The organism is Streptomyces sp. col6 (genome assembly GCF_008042035.1).
Taxonomy (GTDB): Bacteria; Actinomycetota; Actinomycetes; order Streptomycetales; family Streptomycetaceae; genus Streptomyces.
Window position 1 is genome coordinate 334,712 of record NZ_RDBL01000006.1, and the last position, 18,919, is coordinate 353,630.

An 18,919-nucleotide genomic window follows, 5' to 3' on the forward strand; every position below is an offset into this window, starting at 1 on the left:
GGCCCTCGGCCAGTCGCGCGGCCTGCTGGGTGTACGGGGACGGCGGCGCGGGATGCCGGCGCCTCCACCAGGTGCTCGCCACCGTGTAGAGGCCGCTGGCGAGGAGCAGCGCGGGGATGGACAGGATCAGGAGTGTGTCGCCCATGGCAGCCTCCTTCGGGAGGGCGGTGCCTCCTGCATCGGCAGGGCGGACGGGCGGACTGAAGATCACTCTTCGGCCATTGAATGGCCGGATCCGGCTGGCCTACAGGTGTCCTTCGAGCACATGACCACAGGTGGGCGCGTTGTTGACGGCCCTAGGGCCTGTCGTCAAACTCCCCTCGTCGCCCGGAGGGCGGCCGTGCGGCGTCTGGTGCGTGCTCTCGGCGTGCCGGGCGCGATCCCTCGTACTGGACGTACTTGGGATCTCGGTCGGTGCGGCGAGAGTGCGTGCCAGGCGTCGCGCGGCAGAGGGGAGTTTGACGACAGGCCCTAAGGCGTCGGCGCCCGGCACTGTCCGACCTCGGCCAGGTACTCGCTCATCGCGTCGCGGTTGCGGACGAGGACGTCGATCCGCTCGCTGAGCCGGTCCCGCTCGGTGGTCAGCAGGGCCAGCATCTCCGGTGTCGCGTCGGGGAAGTGGATCGACCGGGGCTTGTCCAGGCACGGGAGGATCTGCTTGATGATGCGCGTGGGGAGCCCCGCGTCCAGCAGGCCGCGGATCTGGTTGACGCGGTCCACGTAGCGCTCGTCGTACTCCCGGTACCCGTTCGGGCCCCGGTCCGGGACGATCAGCAGCTGCTCCTCGTAGTAGCGGAGCAGCCGGCGGGACGCGCCCGTACGCCGCGACAGTTCACCGATCCTCATCCCGCCGAAGCTACCCGGCACCCGGCGGCTTGACCATCACATCAATGTGAACGTTTCAGGATGCGTCATGACCACCACAGCCTCCGGTGCGCCGCCCCGGACGCGCGAGTCCGGCCTGCCCCGGACCGCGCTGCTCGCGCTCGCGACCGCCGTCTTCATCACCAGCCTGACCGAGACCCTGCCCGCCGGTGTGCTGCCCGGGATGGCCGCCTCCCTGGACGTCGGCGCGGGCGCCGCGGGCCAGTCGGTCACCGTCTACGCGGCCGGCACGGCCCTGACCGCGATCCCGCTCGCGGCGGCGACGGCGTCCGTCCCGCGCAAGCCCCTGCTGCTCGCTGCCATGGCCGTCTTCCTGGTGGCCAACACGCTGACCGCCGTCGCGCCGGGGTACGCCGTCCTGCTCGCGGCCCGGTTCCTCGCCGGGGTGGCCGCCGGCCTGGCGTGGGCGATCCTCGCCGGTTACGCACGCCGTATCGCGCCCGCCGGATCGGAGGGGCGGGCCATCGCCGTCGCGATGACCGGCATCCCGGTGGCGCTGTCCCTGGGCGTGCCCGCCGGCACCCTGATCGGCGAACAGGCGGGGTGGCGGGCGGCGTTCGGCGCGGTCTCGCCGGCCACCCTCGCCGTCATCGGCTGGATCGCGGTGTCCGTCCCGGCGGTGGGGCGGCCCGCCGCCGAAGGGACCGGCACGGAAGGAGGGACCGGCACGGAAGGGCCCGCCGCCGAAGGGCCCGCCGCGGACCGGCCCGGCCTGCGCCGGACGCTGGCCGTGCCCGGGGTCGCGGCGGTCATGGTGGCGGTGGCGGTGTTCGTCCTCGGGCACACGGTCCTGTACGCCTACATCGCCCCCTACCTGCGGCACGCGGGCCTCGGACCGGTGACCGACGCCGTCCTCCTGGCCTTCGGAGTCGCCTGCCTGCTGAGCATCTGGTGCGTCGGGCGCCTCGTCGACCGCCGCCCGCGCGCCCTGATGGTCACCGGCGCCGCGCTGTTCACCCTCGCCACCGCGGCCCTCGCGGTCACCGGGGTCCACCCGGTCGTCTGGACCGCCGCCGTCCTGTGGGGCCTGGGGTGGGGCGGCGCCCCGACCCTGCTGCAGACCGCCGCCGGACGGGCCGCGTCCCGGCACGGCGCGGCCGCCGCCGACACCGCGCAGGCCGTCCTGGTCACCCTCTGGAACGCGGCGATGGCCCTCGGAGGCGTCATCGGGGGCGCCCTGCTCGCCCACTCGGGGGCGGGGGCGGTCGCCGCGACGGCTGCCGCCCTCGGAGGGGTCGCCCTGCTCGTCGTCGCCGGTGGGCGGCGGCACGCGTTCCCCCGCACGTGAACCCCGGCGGGGCGCTCAGTGCGCGGGTGCCGGGCGCAGGCGGCGGCGCCACTGGCGTTCGCCGCCCGCGCCGAGGAGGGTGCCGAGCACGGCGCCGACGCCGATGGCCGCCGTCGACGCCAGAGTGAGCGTCAGGTACGTGCCCGCGCCGGGGGTGTGCAGAAGGATCTGGAGGAGGCTGCGGTAGAGGTCGGGGCCTGGGAGGACGGCGCCCGCAATGCCGGGGATGAGGATCGCGCGGGCGGGGGCTGCGGCCCGGGGCGCGAGGGCGCCGGCGGCCAGGCCCATGACGGCGGTCGCGACCCCGATGGCGAGCGGCGCCGTCCAGTCCAGCTGCGTCGTCCCCAGCAGCTTCACGCCCGCACCGGTGACCGCCGCCGCGACCGCCCACGGCACCAGGCGCGGCCCCCCGCCCATGAAGACCGCGTTGCCGAGCGCGCCGATGCCGCTGGTGACGAGGGTCAGCCAGACCGGGAGCGCGGTGAGCGTCGTCGTACGCGCACTGGCGTCGAGCCCCGGCACCAGGAAGGCCACGGTCAGCACCCCGCACGCGGCCGCCGTGAGGAACGCCACCAGGCTCACCGTACGGGCCGCCGCCATCGGCCGGAACCCGTCGATCGCGTCCTCGGTCAGCGACACCACGGTCAGGATCGGCAGGAGCAGGATCATGTTGGCGGCGAGCAGACTCGCCCCCTCCCGCCCGCTGAGCACCCCGGGGTGGATCAGCGCCATGGTCCCCGCCATCAGCAACGCGATCTGCACGGCCGTGACGAAGAACGACGCCAGGCCGGTACGGGTGAGCGCCCAGGCCACCCGGTTGCTGACCAGGAAGAGCAGCGGCGCGAACAGCGCGGCCCGGACGGTTCCCGAGGCCAGCACGCACAGCATCGACGCCAGCACCGCCCCGCCGCCCACCGTGAACCACCACGGCCACCGGGCCGGCGCCGACACGATCCGGTCCAGCGCGCCGGCCGCCTCGGCATGCGGCAGCCGGGTCGCGGCGATCCGGGCGGTGAGCTTCTGCAACGCGGTCAGCCGGGACAGGTCGCGCGAGTCCTCCGAGGCGAGGACGGCCTGCATCACCACCGGCGGGCGGCCCGGTGGCGCGTACTGGAGGTGCAGGGCGCAGCCGGAGATGACGATCTCCAGGTTCTGCATGCCCCACGCGGCGGTGACCGCCACCACCGCGGTCTGGATGTCACGGGTGGACGCCCCCGCGCCGAACAGCTCGCGCCCCAGCCGCAGCGAGAACCGCAGCACCTCGGCCGCCGCGTCCTCGCCGTACTCCCGCACCGGCGGGAAGACCACGTTCTCGTACGGCGTCGCGTGCAGCCGGTCCAGCAGCGTCGCGTCGTCCTGCCGCAGCCGGTCGAGCCGCGCCTGCCGCACATGCGCCCGCGCCCGCCACCGGACCACGACCCGTTCCCTCGGCACGGTCCCTCCGCCCACTCGCCGGATGCCTGCGCCCCAGCCTCGCCCGGGACAGCGCGCCGGGCCCGGCGGGTTACGCCTGTCGGCGGGGGCGGATCCGTGCCGTGAGCCCCGGTGGCGGCGCCTCAGCAGCTGGAAGCGGGGGCGGCGCTCAGGGCCTGCTTGCCCCAGGCGAGGGTGCGCAGGGAGTCCTTGGGGCCGTCGCCCGAAGCGGCGGCGCCGCTCGCCTTGACGCGGACGGTGACGCCGGAGGGGCCGAGGGACACCAGTTCGCCGCAGACCGTCCCCTGACGGGTGTGGACGGTGACCGTCGTGGCGTCCTTCTCGCTCGCGGGCGCAACCCAGGTCGCCAGCACCCCGGCCGCCGTGACGATCACCCCGGCGACCGCGAGCCAGCGCGCGCGGTTGACCAGTACGCCGATCCGCGCGCACTCCTCCTTCTCCCACCGGATGAGCCGTATCTCGTCCGCGTGCTCCAACGCGTCCTTCGGCCGTCCGTGCGCGGCCGAGGCCGCGGCGAAGGCCGACGACAGCAGGGCCAGCAGGCCGAGGGCCATGGCGGCCACAACACCCCACCGGTAGGCGGGGGGCAGCTCGGCGACGTTCTCGCGCCCCTTCAGCACCAGGACGGCTGCCAGCAGCGCGGTGGCCGTGGCGAGGAAGTTGCGCCAGCCCTCGGCCTGGTGGCGGGCGATCTCCAGCTGCGACTGGAGCATGTCGTACAGGCGCTGGCGGGCCTGGAGACGGATCGCCCGCGCGGACAGGCGGGGAGGGGCGGTCATCAGGCGCCCCCTGTCGTGGCCGACTGCGGAACGACCGGCCACCACGCGCCACAGCCGCCCTGCTCCAGGGGGTCCTCGGGATGGGTCACCGGGCATTCGCAGTGCATGGGGTGCGGCTCGACGGCCGGAGCGGCGGAGCCGCCGTTCCGCTTCCAGGGCCACGCCTTGGGCACGGTGCCGGGAGAGACCTGGGGGAGCGCCATCACGTTCGGGCCGTGGCAGACCGGACAGGTGCCGGTGAACTCGGTGTCACCCACCTCGCTCGTGCGTTCCCGCAGGTCGGCGGGCGGCGTGACCTGCTGCTCGGCATAGGGCACGTCCTGATGGGCGGTCACATGGGCTCCTTCTCGGTGCCGGCGGTACGGGCCGCCTCTTCGGCGGGGACGCGGAAGCCGAACCACGGCGCGTAGTGGGTCAGGCGCCGGCGCACCTCGGGGACGTCCAGCTCGGTTTCCTCGGCGGCCAGTTCGATGTGCTCGTGCGTCACGTCCCCGGCGAGGGCCGGTTCGCGGCCGGTGAGGTGCCGGGTGAGGAGGACGACATCCAGGCAGTCGGGGGCGTGGTCGTCGTCCGGGGCGGGGTTGTCGGGTGCAATGCGGTCCGCGAACAGCCCGAGCTCCGGGTAAGCGGCGAGCGCCTGGTGGGTCGCGTTGAGGCCGAGACCCATGCGTACGGCGGTGATGGTGAGGGTCAGGGGGGTGACGCTTCCCCGGCACAGGGGATGGAACTGGAACAGACCCTCCACAGCGGTCCGTAGGGCCGGATCCAGCGACTTGCTGGGCACCTCGATGTCACGTGCTGCCGGGGCCACCGGGACCGCCGGGGCGCCGAGGAGCTCGTAGGAGCGGAGCTCGGACACGGCCGCCGCCAGGTCGGTTCCGAAGCTGCGGGCGTGGGTGACGATCTCCCGGCGGGTGATCTCGGTCTTCCACTTCCGTTTCTGGGGCGTGTAGAGAGCATCGACTGCACCGAGATGCGGCCGCAGGGGCCGGACCTCCTCGGGCACGGGAGCGACTTCGATGCCGTAGGGCTCGGCCTCCCGCAGCACGGCGTCGGCCGTTTCACCGATCGTGGCGCGGCGGTCAGCCGCCAGGACCATGAGGAACTGAAGGTCGACGCAGTCGGATGTGGGGTCCGGCGCGACCGAGAACTGCCAGCCGCTGTCACGGAAGCGAAGCGAGCGCTCATGGTCGATCAGGTCCTCAGGACGTTCTGCGGCCGGGGTCTGCCACCATGTGCGTACCGCTTCCGCAGCACCGTCACGTACCAGCCCGGCCGAGGCCAGGGCCTCGACCGCTTCGACATCCTTCTCCACCGACTCGGGATCCGGCTTGCCCCGCAGGGCACGCAGCACGCTCCACGTGCTCAACGGTCCGTCGACCGGCTCGTTGACCGGCCCGAGGTCGGCCCACCAGGAGGGAGCCCTGACCGAGGCGAGGGGGCCGCCCGCAGGATCGGCCATCCGAAGGCGCAGCCGCTCGGCGGTCTCCCGCATGGAACGGGCAGTGAACTCCACCGTTGGATCGCCATGACTCGCCGACAGCCGGACAAGCCTCAGAAGGTCGATGGACGGGTAGGCCAGCAACCCCCGCACCATTGACTGGTACCGAAGACCCAGGGCCCCTTCGTCGCCGTCCAGCAGACGGACATCGGCCGCCTCCTCGCTGACCCGGAAGCCGAATCGCTCGTACCGCCGGGCGACGGCCACGACATCGGCGGGCTCGATGCCCAGATACTTGGCGAAGAAGGCGGCGACGAGAGGCGTGATGACGGCGGGGAGACCGCTCAGCTCCGGGACCTGATCAGCGCAGAGGACGGCAATTTCCTGCCGGTCCGGAATGTGCCGGGCGAGCTCACCGAGTTCCGGCAGCTCCGGGATACCGGGGTGCAGCACGCGGAGCCGGCCGACCAGTTCGGCGACCTCCCGGAGTGTTCTGCCGTGACGGCCGGCGACGCGCAGGAGGGCGAGGTGAGCGGGTGGCTCCTGAACCTCGCCCCGCGTGTAGGAGCTCCGCACGGTGTACGCCTCGTACGTCTCGGCCAGCAGCGGGCTGACTTCCAGGTCGGCCAGGCCCGGGATGTCGGCCACCTCGGGGATCGGGACTCCGGCGACGGCATAGCGCCGGAGAGCGCGCATCGCGGTCCTCAGGTCGTACCCGCCGTCCGTCGCGGCACTGAGAGCAACGACCATGGAATTCTCTGCGCCTCCGGGCACCTCGCGGAACAGCAACGCGTCCAGGGGCTTGAAGGTGGGAAATCCGGTGGGGTAGCCGATGTCGGCGCGAGCGCCCCCCAGCGGGTAAACCTGGCGGGTGTCCTGTACGAGCTGGGACCGCCACCAGCCGAAGAAATGGGCGGGATCGGCGCTGTCCTCGTCGTCCTCGGGCGTGTAGAAGAAATGGTCACGGTCGTCGGAGGGGAGGCAGCCGAGCGAGGCCAGAGGCATGACATTGCCCGGCCTGTCCACGGTGTCGCCGTGCCACTCGCCGACAAAGACCCGGACATCACCGGACAGCAGGCGCCGCAGCACCGCCTCTCCGGTGCGGGCGTCGTGCCTGACCAGCGTCCACAGCCAGCTGAGGGGGAGGGGATCCCAGAGCTTCAACGTGTCGACGGCCCCGGCCACTTCTTGGCGGACCAGGTCGGCCGCGAATCCCTGGAGCCGGTTGCGGTTGACGCTGAGATCCGGCCGGTGCCGGCTGCGCAGGTTGACGACGTAGCCATGGGGCGCCTCGTCGTCCCCCACGAAGATTCCGTCCACCAGGTGGGCACCCGGTCCCCGGACCCACCACGGCCCTTCGGGCGACTCCTGGGGGACGACAGGAGTGATCGACTTCAGAACACCCGGCTCCCAGACATCGGGCTCGGACGGTGTGGCGAGCCGGTCCTCCACCGACAGCCGCAGCGGCGTGTGCCAGATCTGCTCCCGCAGGATCCTCACGACCGACGGAGGCGACTCGGCGAACTCGGGCCGCAGGTAGAGGCGGATACGGGTGCCGGCCCCCTCCATGGACCAGTCCCGGGACGAGCGCATCAGGCCGGAGTCCGCGGTGATGTGGACGTGGTGACCGGACCCGCCGCCGCCGAATCCGTTCTCGTCGGCGGGCCGGGTGGTGACCTCGATCGTCTCGGCGAGCATGAAGTAGCTGAAGACACCGATGCCGAAGCGGCTGTTCAGCTCCGGCCGCACGCCCTTGCGCCGCCAGCGGCGCAGTTCGCGTACGTGGTGCGGCGACTGCTCGAAGCGGCGGCCGGCCCGGGAGAAGAGCTTGTCGAGCTCGTCCTCGGTCATGCCGATGCCGTTGTCCGTGCACTCCAGGTAGACCCGCCCGTCGTCGCGGCCGAGGACGAAGGTGACCTCGTACGTGGACAGCTCCTTGACGGGGGTGCCGGGACGCAGGCCGCTCTCCCGCTGCGGGACGGCGACGGCGTAACTCTGGCGGGCGTGGCGCCGGCGGCACGCGTCCAGGGCGTTCTGGTACAGCTCCCGGAGGGCGAGCATGTGGTCGCCGTAGAGCTGCGTGCCCATGATCAGCGGCTTGACGCCGTCCTCCGCGAGCTGGAAGCGCGGCGGCGGGGACTTGTAGCTCTCGTTCCGGGGTTCCAGGCCGCCGGTGCCGACGTGCCGGGGGAGCCGGGCGTACAGCGGCTGCCCGCGGTGGGCCTCCCGCAGTTCCTGCGTGGCGGCGGCCGCCGACTGCGCCTGGCGGTCCAGCGCCACGTGCAGTGCCGCCCCGGGACACTCGAACACCAGCCCCCAGTCGTGCCCGCCGGAGGGGGCGAAGCCGCCGTCGTCCAGACCGGCGACGAGCGTCGCCGGGTCGGTCACGTCGTCGCCGAGGTGGTCCACGACGATCCCGTCCAGCATCCGGGGGTCGATGGCGAGCAGTTCGGCCATGTGCAGCAGACCGGCCAGCTGGGCGGGGCGCCAGGTCGTCGTGTCGGCGAGCATCAGGCGCTCGGCCAGCTCCTTCGCCCACTCCTTCCCGTCCGGGGCCCTCGTCCCGGGCCGGGTGTGCATCTGGGAGACCACCTGGAGGAGCGCGTCCCGCAGCCGGCCGCGCCGGGTGGCCTTCGACGTGATCTCGAGGAACGCGGCGTACTCGGCGGCGTCCGTCAGGAGGCCGAGGACGTCCGCCATGCTCCCCAGGGCGCCGATCCCGTCCCCGTCCTCCGGGGGGCACCACAGCTGGTCCCAGTCGGCCGGCAGCCGGTGCCTCAGCCACTGCTCGGCGGCGACCGCGGCGGCCTCCGCCCCGGCGGACCGCAGCCTGCGCCGCTTGGCGTCGATCTGCTGGTAGGCCCGCCGGACGTCCTCCATGTCGTGTCCGAGGTGGTCCCGGTACGTGTCGCCGGTGCCGGGCCGTGCTGTCTCGCCCTCGGCGGGCCCCGCCGGCGGGTAGAGCTCCGCCAGGGCCCGCCGGCTGCACGCCACGGCGGCCTCGCGGACGAACGGGGCGGCCAGCAGGACGACCACCTCAAGAGGGCTCAGCCGGCCTTCCGGGCCGTCCGGGACGAGCCGGTCGAGCTGGACGAGCAGCCGCTCGGGGAACTGCAGGTCCTCCCAGAGATCCGGGCCGGCCTTCTGCCTCCGGCCGGCGTCGTGCCGGATGCGCAGGGTCCTGTCGATCAGCAGACTGATGCGGTCCTTGAGCCGGCCGGTCACCACCTCGTCGCTGGTCACCCGGGCCCACAGCGGCGAGTCGTGCATGGCCGCGGTCCATCCGCCGGCGCCCGGTCCGGACGCGCAGATCTCCCGCCGGGAGGGCCCGGCCGGAGCATCGCCCAGGAGGCTGCCCAGCCATGTGACGTCCACCGGGTGCCGGCTCCCGTTGTCACGGGCGATCTCCTCGGTCCGGCGCTTCACGTGGGTGAGCACCTCGGAGACCGTGCGCCACGGGGTGTCCGGGGACAGCACCTCGGCCAGCGCCCGGCCCATGAAGCTGCCGTCCTCGGTGCCCATGGCCCGTTCCCCCGCGACGCACGCCTGCATCAGCACGACATTGCGGCGCTCGGGCGACGCCTCCGGCCGGGGCGGTGTCCCGATGTCCGGATCGGCCTCGTCGCGGCAGGAGTCGAGGCAGAGCATCACGGTGGCCGCCGAACGCAGCTTCCCCAGCAGCTCGTTGGGTGCCACCTTGACCAGGCTGCGCAGCAGCGCCGGATTCGCCTGGGCGGGCACCAGGTAGTCCGCGTCCGCCCGGCGCACCCCGTGGCCGGTGAAGTAGACCAGGGCGAAGTCGTCGTCCTCGCACTCGGCCAGGAAGTCGTCGAGGGCCAGGGCGATGTCGTCCCCGGTCGCCTGGTCCGTGTCCAGCACGGTGATCGCCGAGGCCGGGTAATCGGACCGGAGCAGGGCCTCCCGGACGAGGGACAGGTCCCGGTGGACGAACTCGATGCCCGGCTGAGGGGCCGCGATCAGCAGCGCCCGTGATACGCCCTCGCCCATGACGGAGCGGTCTCCTCCCCCTGAGCCAGGAACACCGGCCCCTGGCGCCGCACTGTCGTCAGCGCAACAGTACGGCCCGAACGCCCTCCGCTACGGCCAGACCAGGCAGTACGCCTGATGCCCCGCGTCATGCAGCCGGTGGCTGAAGTCCTGCCACTCGTGGAGCAGCTGGTACACGTTGAACGCGTCGCGCGGGCCGCCGCGGTCCGGGACCGTGGACCAGATGAAGGCGGCGGCGCCCACCGACTCCTCGCCGACGCCGCGCAGCGGGTCGACCACGGTCATGGGGAGCTTGACCACCGCGTAGTCGGGGTGCAGGACGACCAGTTCGAGCGGGGGGACCTTGTGCAGAGGTATGCCCTGTATGCCGGTGAGGACCATCGCGGCCACCGTCTCCGGCTTGATCTTGGTGAACATGCCGCCCATGCCGAGCTCGTCGCCGCCGAGCTCCTCGGGGCGCATGGAGATGGGCACGCGTGCCGCGGTGGCTCCGTCGGGAGCACCGAAATATTTGTAGGTCACCCCCACCCGGCCACCACTTCCGCTCCCGGCTCCACCGCCTGTCCGCGCCTCACCGGCCTGTATGCCCTGCGTGTGATCGGCCTCGCGCCGCCGGTGCCGGCCACGCCGGGCAGGCTCGGGCCCCGGGCCGTCCGTCCCTTCGCCCACTCCGCCACCGCGATGCATATCTCATCCACCCGACTACTCACTAGGAGGCACAGCCCCCGCCGTGCAACCCGATCATCGTGTCAGTGACCTCCCCCACGGGCGTGCGGTGAAACACCTGTCCGCAAAGACCGTCCGTGGCTCTGACACCATGGCATGTGTGAGCTTTCCCTATGACGCCCCAGTTTCGCAGACGCTTTTCGACCGCGCGTCCCTCGTGACGCCCGGCGGCGTGAACTCTCCCGTCCGAGCATTCCGGGCCGTGGGCGGTACGCCCCGGTTCATGGTGTCCGGTACCGGTCCGTACCTGACCGATGCCGATGGGCGTGAGTACGTCGACCTCGTGTGCTCGTGGGGGCCGATGATTCTCGGCCACTCCCACCCCGAGGTGATCGCCGCAGTTCAGGAGGCTGTCGCCCGCGGCACCTCGTTCGGTACGCCCGGCGAGGGTGAGGTCGCGCTCGCCGAGGAGATCGTCGCGCGCGTCGAGCCGGTGGAGCAGGTGCGGCTGGTGTCGTCGGGGACCGAGGCGACCATGTCCGCGATCCGCCTCGCCCGCGGGTTCACCGGCCGTGCCAAGGTCGTGAAGTTCGCCGGCTGCTACCACGGGCACGTCGACGCCCTGCTCGCCGCGGCCGGGTCCGGCGTCGCGACCTTCGGGCTGCCGGACACGCCCGGGGTCACCGGCGCCCAGGCGGGCGACACGATCGTGCTGCCGTACAACGACCTGGAGGCCGTGCGCGCCGCGTTCGCCGCGCAGCCCGGGGAGATCGCCTGCGTGATCACCGAGGCGTCGCCGGGCAACATGGGCGTCGTCCCGCCGCTGGACGGGTTCAACGCGGGGCTCAAGGAGCTCTGCGCCGCCAACGGGGCCCTGTACATCTCCGACGAGGTGATGACCGGATTCCGTACGTCGAAGGCCGGCTGGTTCGGCGTCGACGGGGTCCGCCCGGACCTGATGACGTTCGGCAAGGTCATGGGCGGCGGCTTCCCGGCCGCGGCGTTCGGCGGGCGCGCCGACGTGATGGCGCACCTGGCCCCGGCCGGCCCGGTCTACCAGGCGGGCACGCTGTCCGGTAACCCGGTCGCCACCGCCGCCGGGCTCGCGCAGCTGCGGCTGCTCGACGACGCCGCGTACGCGAAGGTGGACGCGGTCTCCGCCGAGATCCGGGGTCTGGTGAGCGCCGCCCTGGACAAGGAGGGCGTCGCGCACACCGTCCAGGCGGCGAGCAACATGTTCTCCGTGTTCTTCACCGACGGGCCCGTCCGCGACTACGAGGACGCCAAGCGGCAGGAAGCCTTCCGCTTCACGCCGTTCTTCCACTCGATGCTGGCGCAGGGTGTCTACCTCCCGCCGTCCGCGTTCGAGTCGTGGTTCGTCTCCACCGCCCACGACACGCAGGCCGTCGAGCGCATCGCCGCCGCCCTGCCCGCCGCCGCCCGCGCCGCCTCGGAGGCCACCGCATGAGTGAGAGTCCCGCCGACAACGCAGCCGCCACCGACGACATCACCGTGGTCCATCTGATGCGCCACGGCGAGGTGCACAACCCGGAGGGCGTGCTGTACGGCCGCCGGCCCGGGTACCACCTCTCCGAGCTGGGCCGGCAGATGGCCGACCGGGTCGCCGAGCACCTGGAGAAGCGCGACATCACGTACGTCGTCGCCTCCCCGCTGGAGCGCGCCCAGGAGACCGCGACCCCGATCGCCAAGTCGCACGGCCTGGACCTCGCGACCGACGGCCGCCTCATCGAGGCCGCCAACGTCTTCGAGGGCAAGACCTTCGGCGTCGGCGACGGCGCGCTGCGCAAGCCGGACAACTGGAAGCACCTGACGAACCCGTTCCGCCCGTCGTGGGGCGAGCCGTACATCGAGCAGGTCGTCCGCATGATGGGTGCGCTCGACGCGGCGCGGGACGCGGCACGGGGCCACGAGGCGGTCTGCGTCAGCCACCAGCTGCCGATCTGGATCGTGCGCAGCTTCGTGGAGCGGCGCCGGCTGTGGCACGACCCGCGCAAGCGGCAGTGCACCCTCGCCTCGCTGACCAGCTTCACGTACCGGGGCGACAAGATCGTCTCCGTCGGCTACTCGGAGCCGGCCCGCGATCTGGTCCCCGCGCACCTGCGGGCGGGCGCGAAGCCGGTCAAGGGCGCGTCGAAGGGGTTCGGCGCCTAGCACTCACCCAGGAGTGATGAGGCCCCCAGCAGGGATTCGGTTCTATGTTCGGTCAACGCTGGGGGCTAGTTTCGTAAAGAATAATGTGCTAATCGGGGGAACCCCCGTGTGGCTACAACCATCTAAGCGTTTGCCAGTTTGTATGTACTTGAGGCAAAACGACCGCAGATGGGAAGCCGCATGCGTGAGATCAGCCGAAGGGGACTGCTGGGCGCCGGTCTCGGTGCCGCGGCCGCCGCAGGAGTGGCGGGGTGCAGCACCGCCGGGTCGTCGGGCGCCGGCGCCGGGGACGGAAGCCCCAGCCCCGACAAGGGCGCCACCGGACACAAGGCCGCCGGCGGCACCTCCAAGGGCTCCGGGACCAAGAAGGACGTCCGCGCCATCGGTGACGGTTCCACCGCCGACACCGGGAAGCAGCCCAAGCAGCCCCAGGCCCCCGTTCCGCTGGAGCCCGGCCAGAAGCCCCCGCAGTTCGTGATCTTTTCCTGGGACGGCGCCGGCGAGGTCGGCAACGGACTGTTCCCCCGCTTTCTGGAACTCGCCCGCGAACACGACGCGTCGATGACCTTCTTCCTCTCCGGCCTCTATCTGCTCCCGGAATCGAAGAAATCCCTCTACCGCCCGCCGAACAACCCCATCGGCGCCTCCGACATCGGCTATCTCACCGACGGCCACCTCAAGGAGACGCTCAAGAACGTCCGGCAGGCCTGGTTCGACGGCCACGAGATCGGCACCCACTTCAACGGGCATTTCTGCGCCGGTTCCGGATCGGTCGGCAACTGGACCCCGGCCCAGTGGCAGAGCGAAATCGACCAGGCGATCTCCTTCGTCACCGAATGGCGCACCAACACCGGCTGGAACGACGAGGAATCGCTCCCCTTCGATTACCGCAAGGAACTCGTCGGAGGCCGCACCCCCTGTCTGCTCGGCCAGGACAACCTGCTCCCCACCGCCAAGAAGCTCGGCTGGCGCTACGACGCCAGCTCACCCGGCGGAACCCAGGTCTGGCCCACCAAACGCCAGGGCGTCTGGGACCTGCCGCTCCAGGGCATCCCCTTCCCCGGGCACACCTTCGAAGTCCTCTCCATGGACTACAACATCCTCGCCAACCAGTCGCAGAACTCCACCAAGGGAATGCCCTCGCGCTATCCCGGCTGGCGCGAACAGGCCACGCAGTCCTACCTCAGCGGATTCAAGCGCGCCTACGAGACGAACCGCGCCCCCTTCTACATCGGAAACCACTTCGAGGAGTGGAACGGCGGCATCTACATGGACGCCGTCGAGGACGCGCTCAAGCACATCGCCGGGAAACCGGATGTGCGCCTCGTCTCCTTCCGGCAGTTCGTCGACTGGCTCGACGTCCAGGACCCCGCCGTCCTCGCCAAGCTCCGTACACTCCAGGTCGGAGAGGCCCCCGCGGGCGGCTGGAACACCTTCTTTAAACAAGCCTGACAACGGGCTTTACGGGCACCGAGGGGGGTGCCCAAGATCCCCGGAACCGCCATGCGAAACTTTTCACATGAGCCATGGCCGCGCACCCCGACGCCGCTTCACCCTGCTCGCCGCCCCCCTGGCGGCCGCCGCGCTCGCACTGACGCTGACCGCGTGCGGCTCCGGCAACCAGACCAGTGGCGGCGGCGACACCAACTTCGTCACGGGCACCGGCGGCCTCTCCACCGCACCCAAGGGCGAGCGCGCCGACGCACCGAAGCTCGACGGCGAGACGCTGGACGGCAAGGCCCTCGACCTCGCCCAGTACAAGGGCAAGATCATCGTCATCAACGCCTGGGGCTCCTGGTGCGCCCCCTGCCGCCTGGAGTCGAAGTACTTCACCAAGGTGGCCAAGGAGACCAAGGACCAGGGCGTCCAGTTCGTGGGCATCAACACCCGCGACAACTCCCGGAGCAACGCCCTGAGCTTCGAGGAGGACCACGGGATCACCTATCCCAGCTTCTACGACCGGACCGGGAAGCTCCTGCTGCGCTTCCCCAAGGGCACCTTCCGCCTCCAGTCCATCCCGTCGACCGTCGTCATCGACCGGGAGGGCAAGCTCGCCGCCCGCTTCGTGGGCGGGATCGACGACACCCAGCTGCACAAGATGATCGACCCGCTGATCGCGGAGAAGTGATCAGGTGAGCACCCTCGCCGCCGCCACGCAGAACGGCACGGTCCTGAACGGGGCCCTCCTGGTCGCCCTGCCCATCGCCCTCCTCGGCGGCCTTGTCTCCTTCTTCTCGCCCTGCGTCCTGCCACTTGTCCCCGGCTACCTCAGCTACGTCACCGGGGTCAGCGGCGCCGACCTCGCCGAGGCCCGGCGCGGCCGCATGGTCGCCGGCGCCTCGCTGTTCGTCGCCGGCTTCACCGCCGTCTTCGTCTCCGGCGGCGCCCTCTTCGGCTTCTTCGGCGACACGCTCCAGGAGAACAGCGGACCCCTCACCAAGGTCCTCGGCGTGCTGATGATCCTCATGGGCGTCTTCTTCATGGGCCTGATGCCGTGGATGACCCAGCGCGAGTTCCGTATCCACAAGAAGCCGGTGACCGGCCTGCTCGGAGCCCCGCTGCTCGGCGCCCTCTTCGGCATCGGCTGGACCCCGTGCCTCGGGCCCACGCTCAGCTCCGTGTCCATCCTCGCGATGGACCAGGGCACCGCCGGGCGCGGCGCCGTACTGACCGTCGCCTACTGCATGGGCCTGGGCATCCCCTTCGTGCTCGCGGCCGTCGCCTTCCGCAAGGCACTCGGCGCGTTCGGCTGGGTCAAGCGCCACTACGCCTGGGTCATGCGCATCGGCGGCGGCATGATGATCGTGACCGGGCTGCTCCTGCTCACCGGTGCGTGGGGCAGCATGATGCAGGAACTACAGGGCTGGTCGGCCGGCTTCCAGGTGGGGATCTGAGTACCAATGAGCAACGCCACGTCCAACACCTCCCAGGAGCAGGACCAGGAGAACGCCGGTGATCTCGGCGCCGCCGGCTCCCAGCTCTCCACCGCCCCGCGCGAGGAGGCCCTGGCGAACCTTCCCGCCATGGGCGTCATCGGCTGGGCCCGCTGGTTCTGGCGCCAGCTCACCTCCATGCGGGTCGCGCTGATCCTGCTCTTCCTGCTGTCGCTCGGCGCCATCCCCGGCTCGCTGATCCCGCAGAACAGCGTCGACGAACTCAAGGTGCAGACCTTCAAGGACACGCACACCTTCGTCACGCCGATCTACGAGAAGCTGCAGTTCTTCGACGTCTACAGCTCGGTGTGGTTCTCCGCGATCTACATCCTGCTGTTCGTCTCGCTCATCGGCTGCATCGTCCCGCGCACCGGCACCTTCGTCGGCCAGCTCCGCAGCCGCCCGCCGGGCGCCCCCAAGCGCCTCACCCGGCTGCCCGCGTACACCACCTGGCGCACCGAGGCCGCACCCGAGCAGGTCCACGAGGCCGCCCTCGCCCTCGTCCGCAGGCGCCGCTACCGGGCCCACCTCGCCGGTGACTCCGTCGCCGCCGAGAAGGGCTACCTCCGCGAGGCCGGCAACCTGATCTTCCACATCGCGCTCATCGTGATGCTGATCGCCTTCGCCTGGGGCCAGCTGTTCAAGTCCGAGGGCGCCAAACTGGTCGTCGAGGGCGACGGGTTCTCCAACACCATCACCCAGTACGACGACTTCAAGTCCGGCTCGCTCTTCGACAACGAGTCGCTGACCCCGTTCAGCTTCACCCTCGACGACTTCATCGGCACGTACGAGCGCAAGGGCCCCCAGATCGGCACCCCGCGTACGTACGAGGCGCACGTGACGTTCTCCGACGGCGCGTACGGCAAGCCGCAGAAGAAGGTCATCAAGGTCAACGAACCGCTCGTCGTCAACGGCACCAAGGTCTACCTCAACGCCCACGGCTACGCGCCCGTCGTCTCCGTCAAGGACGGCCGGGGCAAGGAGGTCTTCAAGTCCGCCGTGCCGCTGCTGCCCATTGACAACAACGTCACCTCGACCGGCGCCATCAAGGTCATGGACGGCTACCGCGACAAGAACGGCAAGAAGGACCAGCTGGGCTTCCAGGCGTTCTTCGTGCCGACCTTCGCGGGCAACGGCCAGGGAACGATGTTCTCGCAGTTCCCCGCCGCCGACATGCCGGTCCTCGCGCTCAACGGCTACCACGGCTCGCTCGGCGTCGACTCCGGCATCGCGCAGAACGTGTACCAGCTCGACAAGTCCAAGATGAAGGAGTTCAAGGACTCCGAGGGCAAGCAGCTCAAGCAGCGCCTCCTCGTCGGCGAGACGATGAAGCTGCCCGACGGGGCCGGCTCCATCACCTTCGAGGGCATCCAGGAGTGGGCCAGCTTCCAGATCTCCGAGCAGCCCGCCAGCGGCTGGGCGCTCACCGGCGCCATCGCCGCCATCGCCGGACTCGCCGGCTCCCTGTTCATCCAGCGCCGCCGCGTCTGGGTGCGGGCCGTGCGCGGCGCCGACGGTGTCACCGTCGTCGAGATGGCCGGGCTCGGCCGCAGCGAGTCCGCGAAACTTCCCGAGGAGCTGGCCGACCTCGCGGTCACGCTCAACGCCGAGGCGCCCACCGCGCCCGACCCCGATAGCGACGTCGACGAGGCGTCCTCCGTAGAACCTGCCGAAGGGGCTGAGAAGTGAATCTCGCCGCCGCAACCAACGAGAACCTGGCACACACCAGCAATGTGCTGATCTATTCGTCGATGGCCGTCTACACCCTGGCCTTCTTCGCGCACATCGCGGAGTGGGTGTTCGGCAGCCGCAGCAAGGTCGGCCGCACCGCCGCCGAGCTGACCGCCGAGCAGGGCTCCGCCGGCACGGTGAAGGTCCAGGTCGCCCAGAAGGGCGGGACCACCGCCGTACTGGAACGGCCGAAGATCATCACCCGGGCCGCGGCCGGTTCCCGTGACGTCCCCGACGGCCCCGGTGCCGCCGGCGGAACCTTCAAGGGCGACCTCTACGGGCGGATGGCGGTCTCGCTGACCGTGCTCGCGTTCCTCGTCGAGGCCGGCGGCGTCGTCGCCCGCGCGCTGTCCGTGCAGCGCGCCCCCTGGGGCAACATGTACGAGTTCTCCATCACCTTCTCCACGGTGGCGGTCGGCGCGTACCTGGCCCTGCTCGCCCTGAAGAAGAACGTCCGCTGGATGGGGCTGATCCTGGTCACCGCGGTCCTGCTGGACCTCGGACTCGCGACCACGGTGCTCTACACCTCCAGCGACCAGCTGGTGCCCGCGCTGCACTCGTACTGGCTGTGGATCCACGTCTCCACCGCCATCATCTGCGGCGCCGTGTTCTTCATCGGCGGCATCGGCACTCTCATCTACCTCTTCCGCGACAGCTACGAGAACAAGCTCGCCAACGGCGAGGAGCCGGGTGCCTTCGCGCAGTCCGTGCTCTCCCGGATGCCGTCCGCGTCGAGCCTCGACAAGTTCTCGTACCGGATCAACGCGGCCGTCTTCCCGCTGTGGACGTTCACGATCATCGCGGGCGCGATCTGGGCCGGGGACGCCTGGGGCCGCTACTGGGGCTGGGACCCCAAGGAGGTCTGGTCCTTCATCACCTGGGTCGCGTACGCCTGCTACCTGCACGCCCGTGCCACCGCCGGCTGGAAGGGCCGCAAGGCCGCCTACCTGGCCCTCATCGCCTTCGGCTGCTGGATCTTCAACTACTACGGCGTCAACATCTTCGTCACCGGCAAGCACTCGTACGCCGGCGTCTGACGCACACCACAACGACGGCTGCCCGCCCCCGGACCTCCGGGTGGCGGGCAGCCGTCGTCGTACGCGGCGCGGTTACGAGGCGTCGGGGTCGTTCTCGCGGCGCTTCAGTTCCTCCTCGCGGCGGCGGAGGTCCGCCTCCCAGTCCTTGAGGAGCGCCTCGTCCTTCTTGTTCTCTTCCTTCAGCGACTTCAGGAAGTCCGGGTTGTCGTCCGGCGCCACCCACTCCTGGCGGTGGCTGCGGTGCCACTCGGAGGGCGTACGGCCCCCGGTGGGCGGCCGGCGGACCTTGCCCGCGGCCAGCCAGACGATCGGCCCGACGATCCAGAACAGCAGGATGATGAAGACCCAGGCGATCTTCGGCAGGTGCTTGGCCTCGTCCTCCGGGGTGTTCAGGCAGTCGATGAACGCGAAGATCGTCAGCGCCAGCGGCAGAAGGTAGATCAGAGCCCGGAGCATGGTGGAAAGGTCCCCCCGAGGAGAGTTGGCGGGGCTTTGCCCCGCCCCGGTGACGGGCCCAGAGTATCGGGTGGCCGATACTGGGCCCT

At 71.1% G+C, this 18,919-nt stretch carries 15 protein-coding genes; 8 read left to right on the forward strand and 7 right to left on the reverse strand.

Annotated elements, in window-relative coordinates; translation table 11 throughout:
* Positions 1-471: 471 nt before the first annotated feature.
* Entirely contained in the window at positions 472-846 is a 375-nt protein-coding gene (locus EAO73_RS05525; protein WP_147970343.1) for a MerR family transcriptional regulator, read from the reverse strand.
* 67 nt (positions 847-913) lie between these two features.
* On the opposite strand from EAO73_RS05525, the gene EAO73_RS05530 reads away from it, so the two are divergent.
* Entirely contained in the window at positions 914-2,173 is a 1,260-nt protein-coding gene (locus EAO73_RS05530) for an MFS transporter (protein ID WP_147970344.1), read from the forward strand.
* A gap of 15 nt (positions 2,174-2,188) precedes the next feature.
* Here the strand turns inward: EAO73_RS05530 and EAO73_RS05535 are convergent, their stop codons facing one another.
* From EAO73_RS05535 to EAO73_RS05555, 5 genes are all read right to left on the reverse strand, one after another.
* A complete protein-coding gene (locus EAO73_RS05535; protein WP_147970345.1) occupies positions 2,189-3,607 on the reverse strand; it encodes a threonine/serine ThrE exporter family protein in 1,419 nt (472 codons plus the stop codon).
* A 122-nt stretch (positions 3,608-3,729) separates the two neighbouring features.
* Positions 3,730-4,386: a hypothetical protein gene (locus EAO73_RS05540; RefSeq protein WP_147970346.1), complete on the reverse strand. Its 657-nt coding sequence runs from the start codon at positions 4,384-4,386 to the stop codon at positions 3,730-3,732.
* Positions 4,386-4,721 (reverse strand): hypothetical protein, encoded by a 336-nt coding sequence (locus tag EAO73_RS05545; protein ID WP_147970347.1) that lies wholly within the window; start codon positions 4,719-4,721, stop codon positions 4,386-4,388. The genes EAO73_RS05540 and EAO73_RS05545 overlap by 1 nt, the downstream gene beginning before the upstream one ends.
* Positions 4,718-9,835, reverse strand: coding sequence for a caspase family protein (locus tag EAO73_RS05550; RefSeq protein ID WP_147970348.1), 5,118 nt, complete (start codon positions 9,833-9,835; stop codon positions 4,718-4,720). Before EAO73_RS05550 ends, EAO73_RS05545 begins: the two co-directional genes overlap by 4 nt.
* 90 nt (positions 9,836-9,925) lie before the next feature.
* Complete coding sequence (locus EAO73_RS05555) at positions 9,926-10,522, reverse strand: hypothetical protein (RefSeq protein WP_147970349.1); 597 nt, start codon at positions 10,520-10,522, stop codon at positions 9,926-9,928.
* Positions 10,523-10,652: 130 nt separating this feature from the next.
* Between EAO73_RS05555 and hemL the strand changes: the two genes are divergently transcribed.
* The 7 genes from hemL (at position 10,653) to ccsB (ending at position 18,374) form a co-directional block, all read left to right on the forward strand.
* Positions 10,653-11,969: a glutamate-1-semialdehyde 2,1-aminomutase gene (gene hemL, locus EAO73_RS05560; protein ID WP_093708304.1), complete on the forward strand. Its 1,317-nt coding sequence runs from the start codon at positions 10,653-10,655 to the stop codon at positions 11,967-11,969.
* Positions 11,966-12,673, forward strand: coding sequence for a histidine phosphatase family protein (locus tag EAO73_RS05565; RefSeq protein ID WP_147970350.1), 708 nt, complete (start codon positions 11,966-11,968; stop codon positions 12,671-12,673). The genes hemL and EAO73_RS05565 overlap by 4 nt, the downstream gene beginning before the upstream one ends.
* A gap of 180 nt (positions 12,674-12,853) precedes the next feature.
* Positions 12,854-14,125, forward strand: coding sequence for a hypothetical protein (locus EAO73_RS05570; RefSeq protein WP_147970351.1), 1,272 nt, complete (start codon positions 12,854-12,856; stop codon positions 14,123-14,125).
* A 67-nt stretch (positions 14,126-14,192) separates the two neighbouring features.
* Positions 14,193-14,801 carry a TlpA family protein disulfide reductase gene (locus EAO73_RS05575; RefSeq protein WP_147970352.1) on the forward strand — a complete coding sequence of 203 codons (609 nt, stop codon included), beginning with the start codon at positions 14,193-14,195 and terminating at the stop codon, positions 14,799-14,801.
* A gap of 4 nt (positions 14,802-14,805) precedes the next feature.
* Positions 14,806-15,567 (forward strand): cytochrome c biogenesis CcdA family protein, encoded by a 762-nt coding sequence (locus EAO73_RS05580; RefSeq protein ID WP_147970353.1) that lies wholly within the window; start codon positions 14,806-14,808, stop codon positions 15,565-15,567.
* A 6-nt stretch (positions 15,568-15,573) separates the two neighbouring features.
* The gene (locus EAO73_RS05585; protein ID WP_147970354.1) at positions 15,574-17,295 is read left to right on the forward strand and encodes a cytochrome c biogenesis protein ResB; all 1,722 of its coding nucleotides are present in this window, start codon (positions 15,574-15,576) and stop codon (positions 17,293-17,295) included.
* Complete coding sequence (gene ccsB, locus EAO73_RS05590) at positions 17,292-18,374, forward strand: c-type cytochrome biogenesis protein CcsB (RefSeq protein ID WP_147970355.1); 1,083 nt, start codon at positions 17,292-17,294, stop codon at positions 18,372-18,374. The genes EAO73_RS05585 and ccsB overlap by 4 nt, the downstream gene beginning before the upstream one ends.
* Positions 18,375-18,446: 72 nt before the next feature.
* Here ccsB and EAO73_RS05595 read toward each other — a convergent pair whose 3' ends face one another.
* The gene (locus tag EAO73_RS05595; RefSeq protein WP_147970356.1) at positions 18,447-18,830 is read right to left on the reverse strand and encodes a PLD nuclease N-terminal domain-containing protein; all 384 of its coding nucleotides are present in this window, start codon (positions 18,828-18,830) and stop codon (positions 18,447-18,449) included.
* Positions 18,831-18,919 lie beyond the last annotated feature (89 nt).

Excerpts from the sequence above, each read along its gene's own strand:
- EAO73_RS05525 (WP_147970343.1), bottom strand. The coding sequence starts at position 846 with ATGAGGATCGGTGAACTGTCGCGGCGTACGGGCGCGTCCCGCCGGCTG.
- EAO73_RS05530 (WP_147970344.1), top strand. The coding sequence starts at position 914 with ATGACCACCACAGCCTCCGGTGCGCCGCCCCGGACGCGCGAGTCCGGC.
- EAO73_RS05540 (WP_147970346.1), bottom strand. The coding sequence starts at position 4,386 with ATGACCGCCCCTCCCCGCCTGTCCGCGCGGGCGATCCGTCTCCAGGCC.
- EAO73_RS05550 (WP_147970348.1), bottom strand. The coding sequence starts at position 9,835 with ATGGGCGAGGGCGTATCACGGGCGCTGCTGATCGCGGCCCCTCAGCCG.
- EAO73_RS05555 (WP_147970349.1), bottom strand. The coding sequence starts at position 10,522 with ATGCATCGCGGTGGCGGAGTGGGCGAAGGGACGGACGGCCCGGGGCCC.
- hemL (WP_093708304.1), top strand. The coding sequence starts at position 10,653 with ATGGCATGTGTGAGCTTTCCCTATGACGCCCCAGTTTCGCAGACGCTT.
- EAO73_RS05565 (WP_147970350.1), top strand. The coding sequence starts at position 11,966 with ATGAGTGAGAGTCCCGCCGACAACGCAGCCGCCACCGACGACATCACC.
- EAO73_RS05570 (WP_147970351.1), top strand. The coding sequence starts at position 12,854 with ATGCGTGAGATCAGCCGAAGGGGACTGCTGGGCGCCGGTCTCGGTGCC.
- EAO73_RS05575 (WP_147970352.1), top strand. The coding sequence starts at position 14,193 with ATGAGCCATGGCCGCGCACCCCGACGCCGCTTCACCCTGCTCGCCGCC.
- EAO73_RS05585 (WP_147970354.1), top strand. The coding sequence starts at position 15,574 with ATGAGCAACGCCACGTCCAACACCTCCCAGGAGCAGGACCAGGAGAAC.
- EAO73_RS05595 (WP_147970356.1), bottom strand. The coding sequence starts at position 18,830 with ATGCTCCGGGCTCTGATCTACCTTCTGCCGCTGGCGCTGACGATCTTC.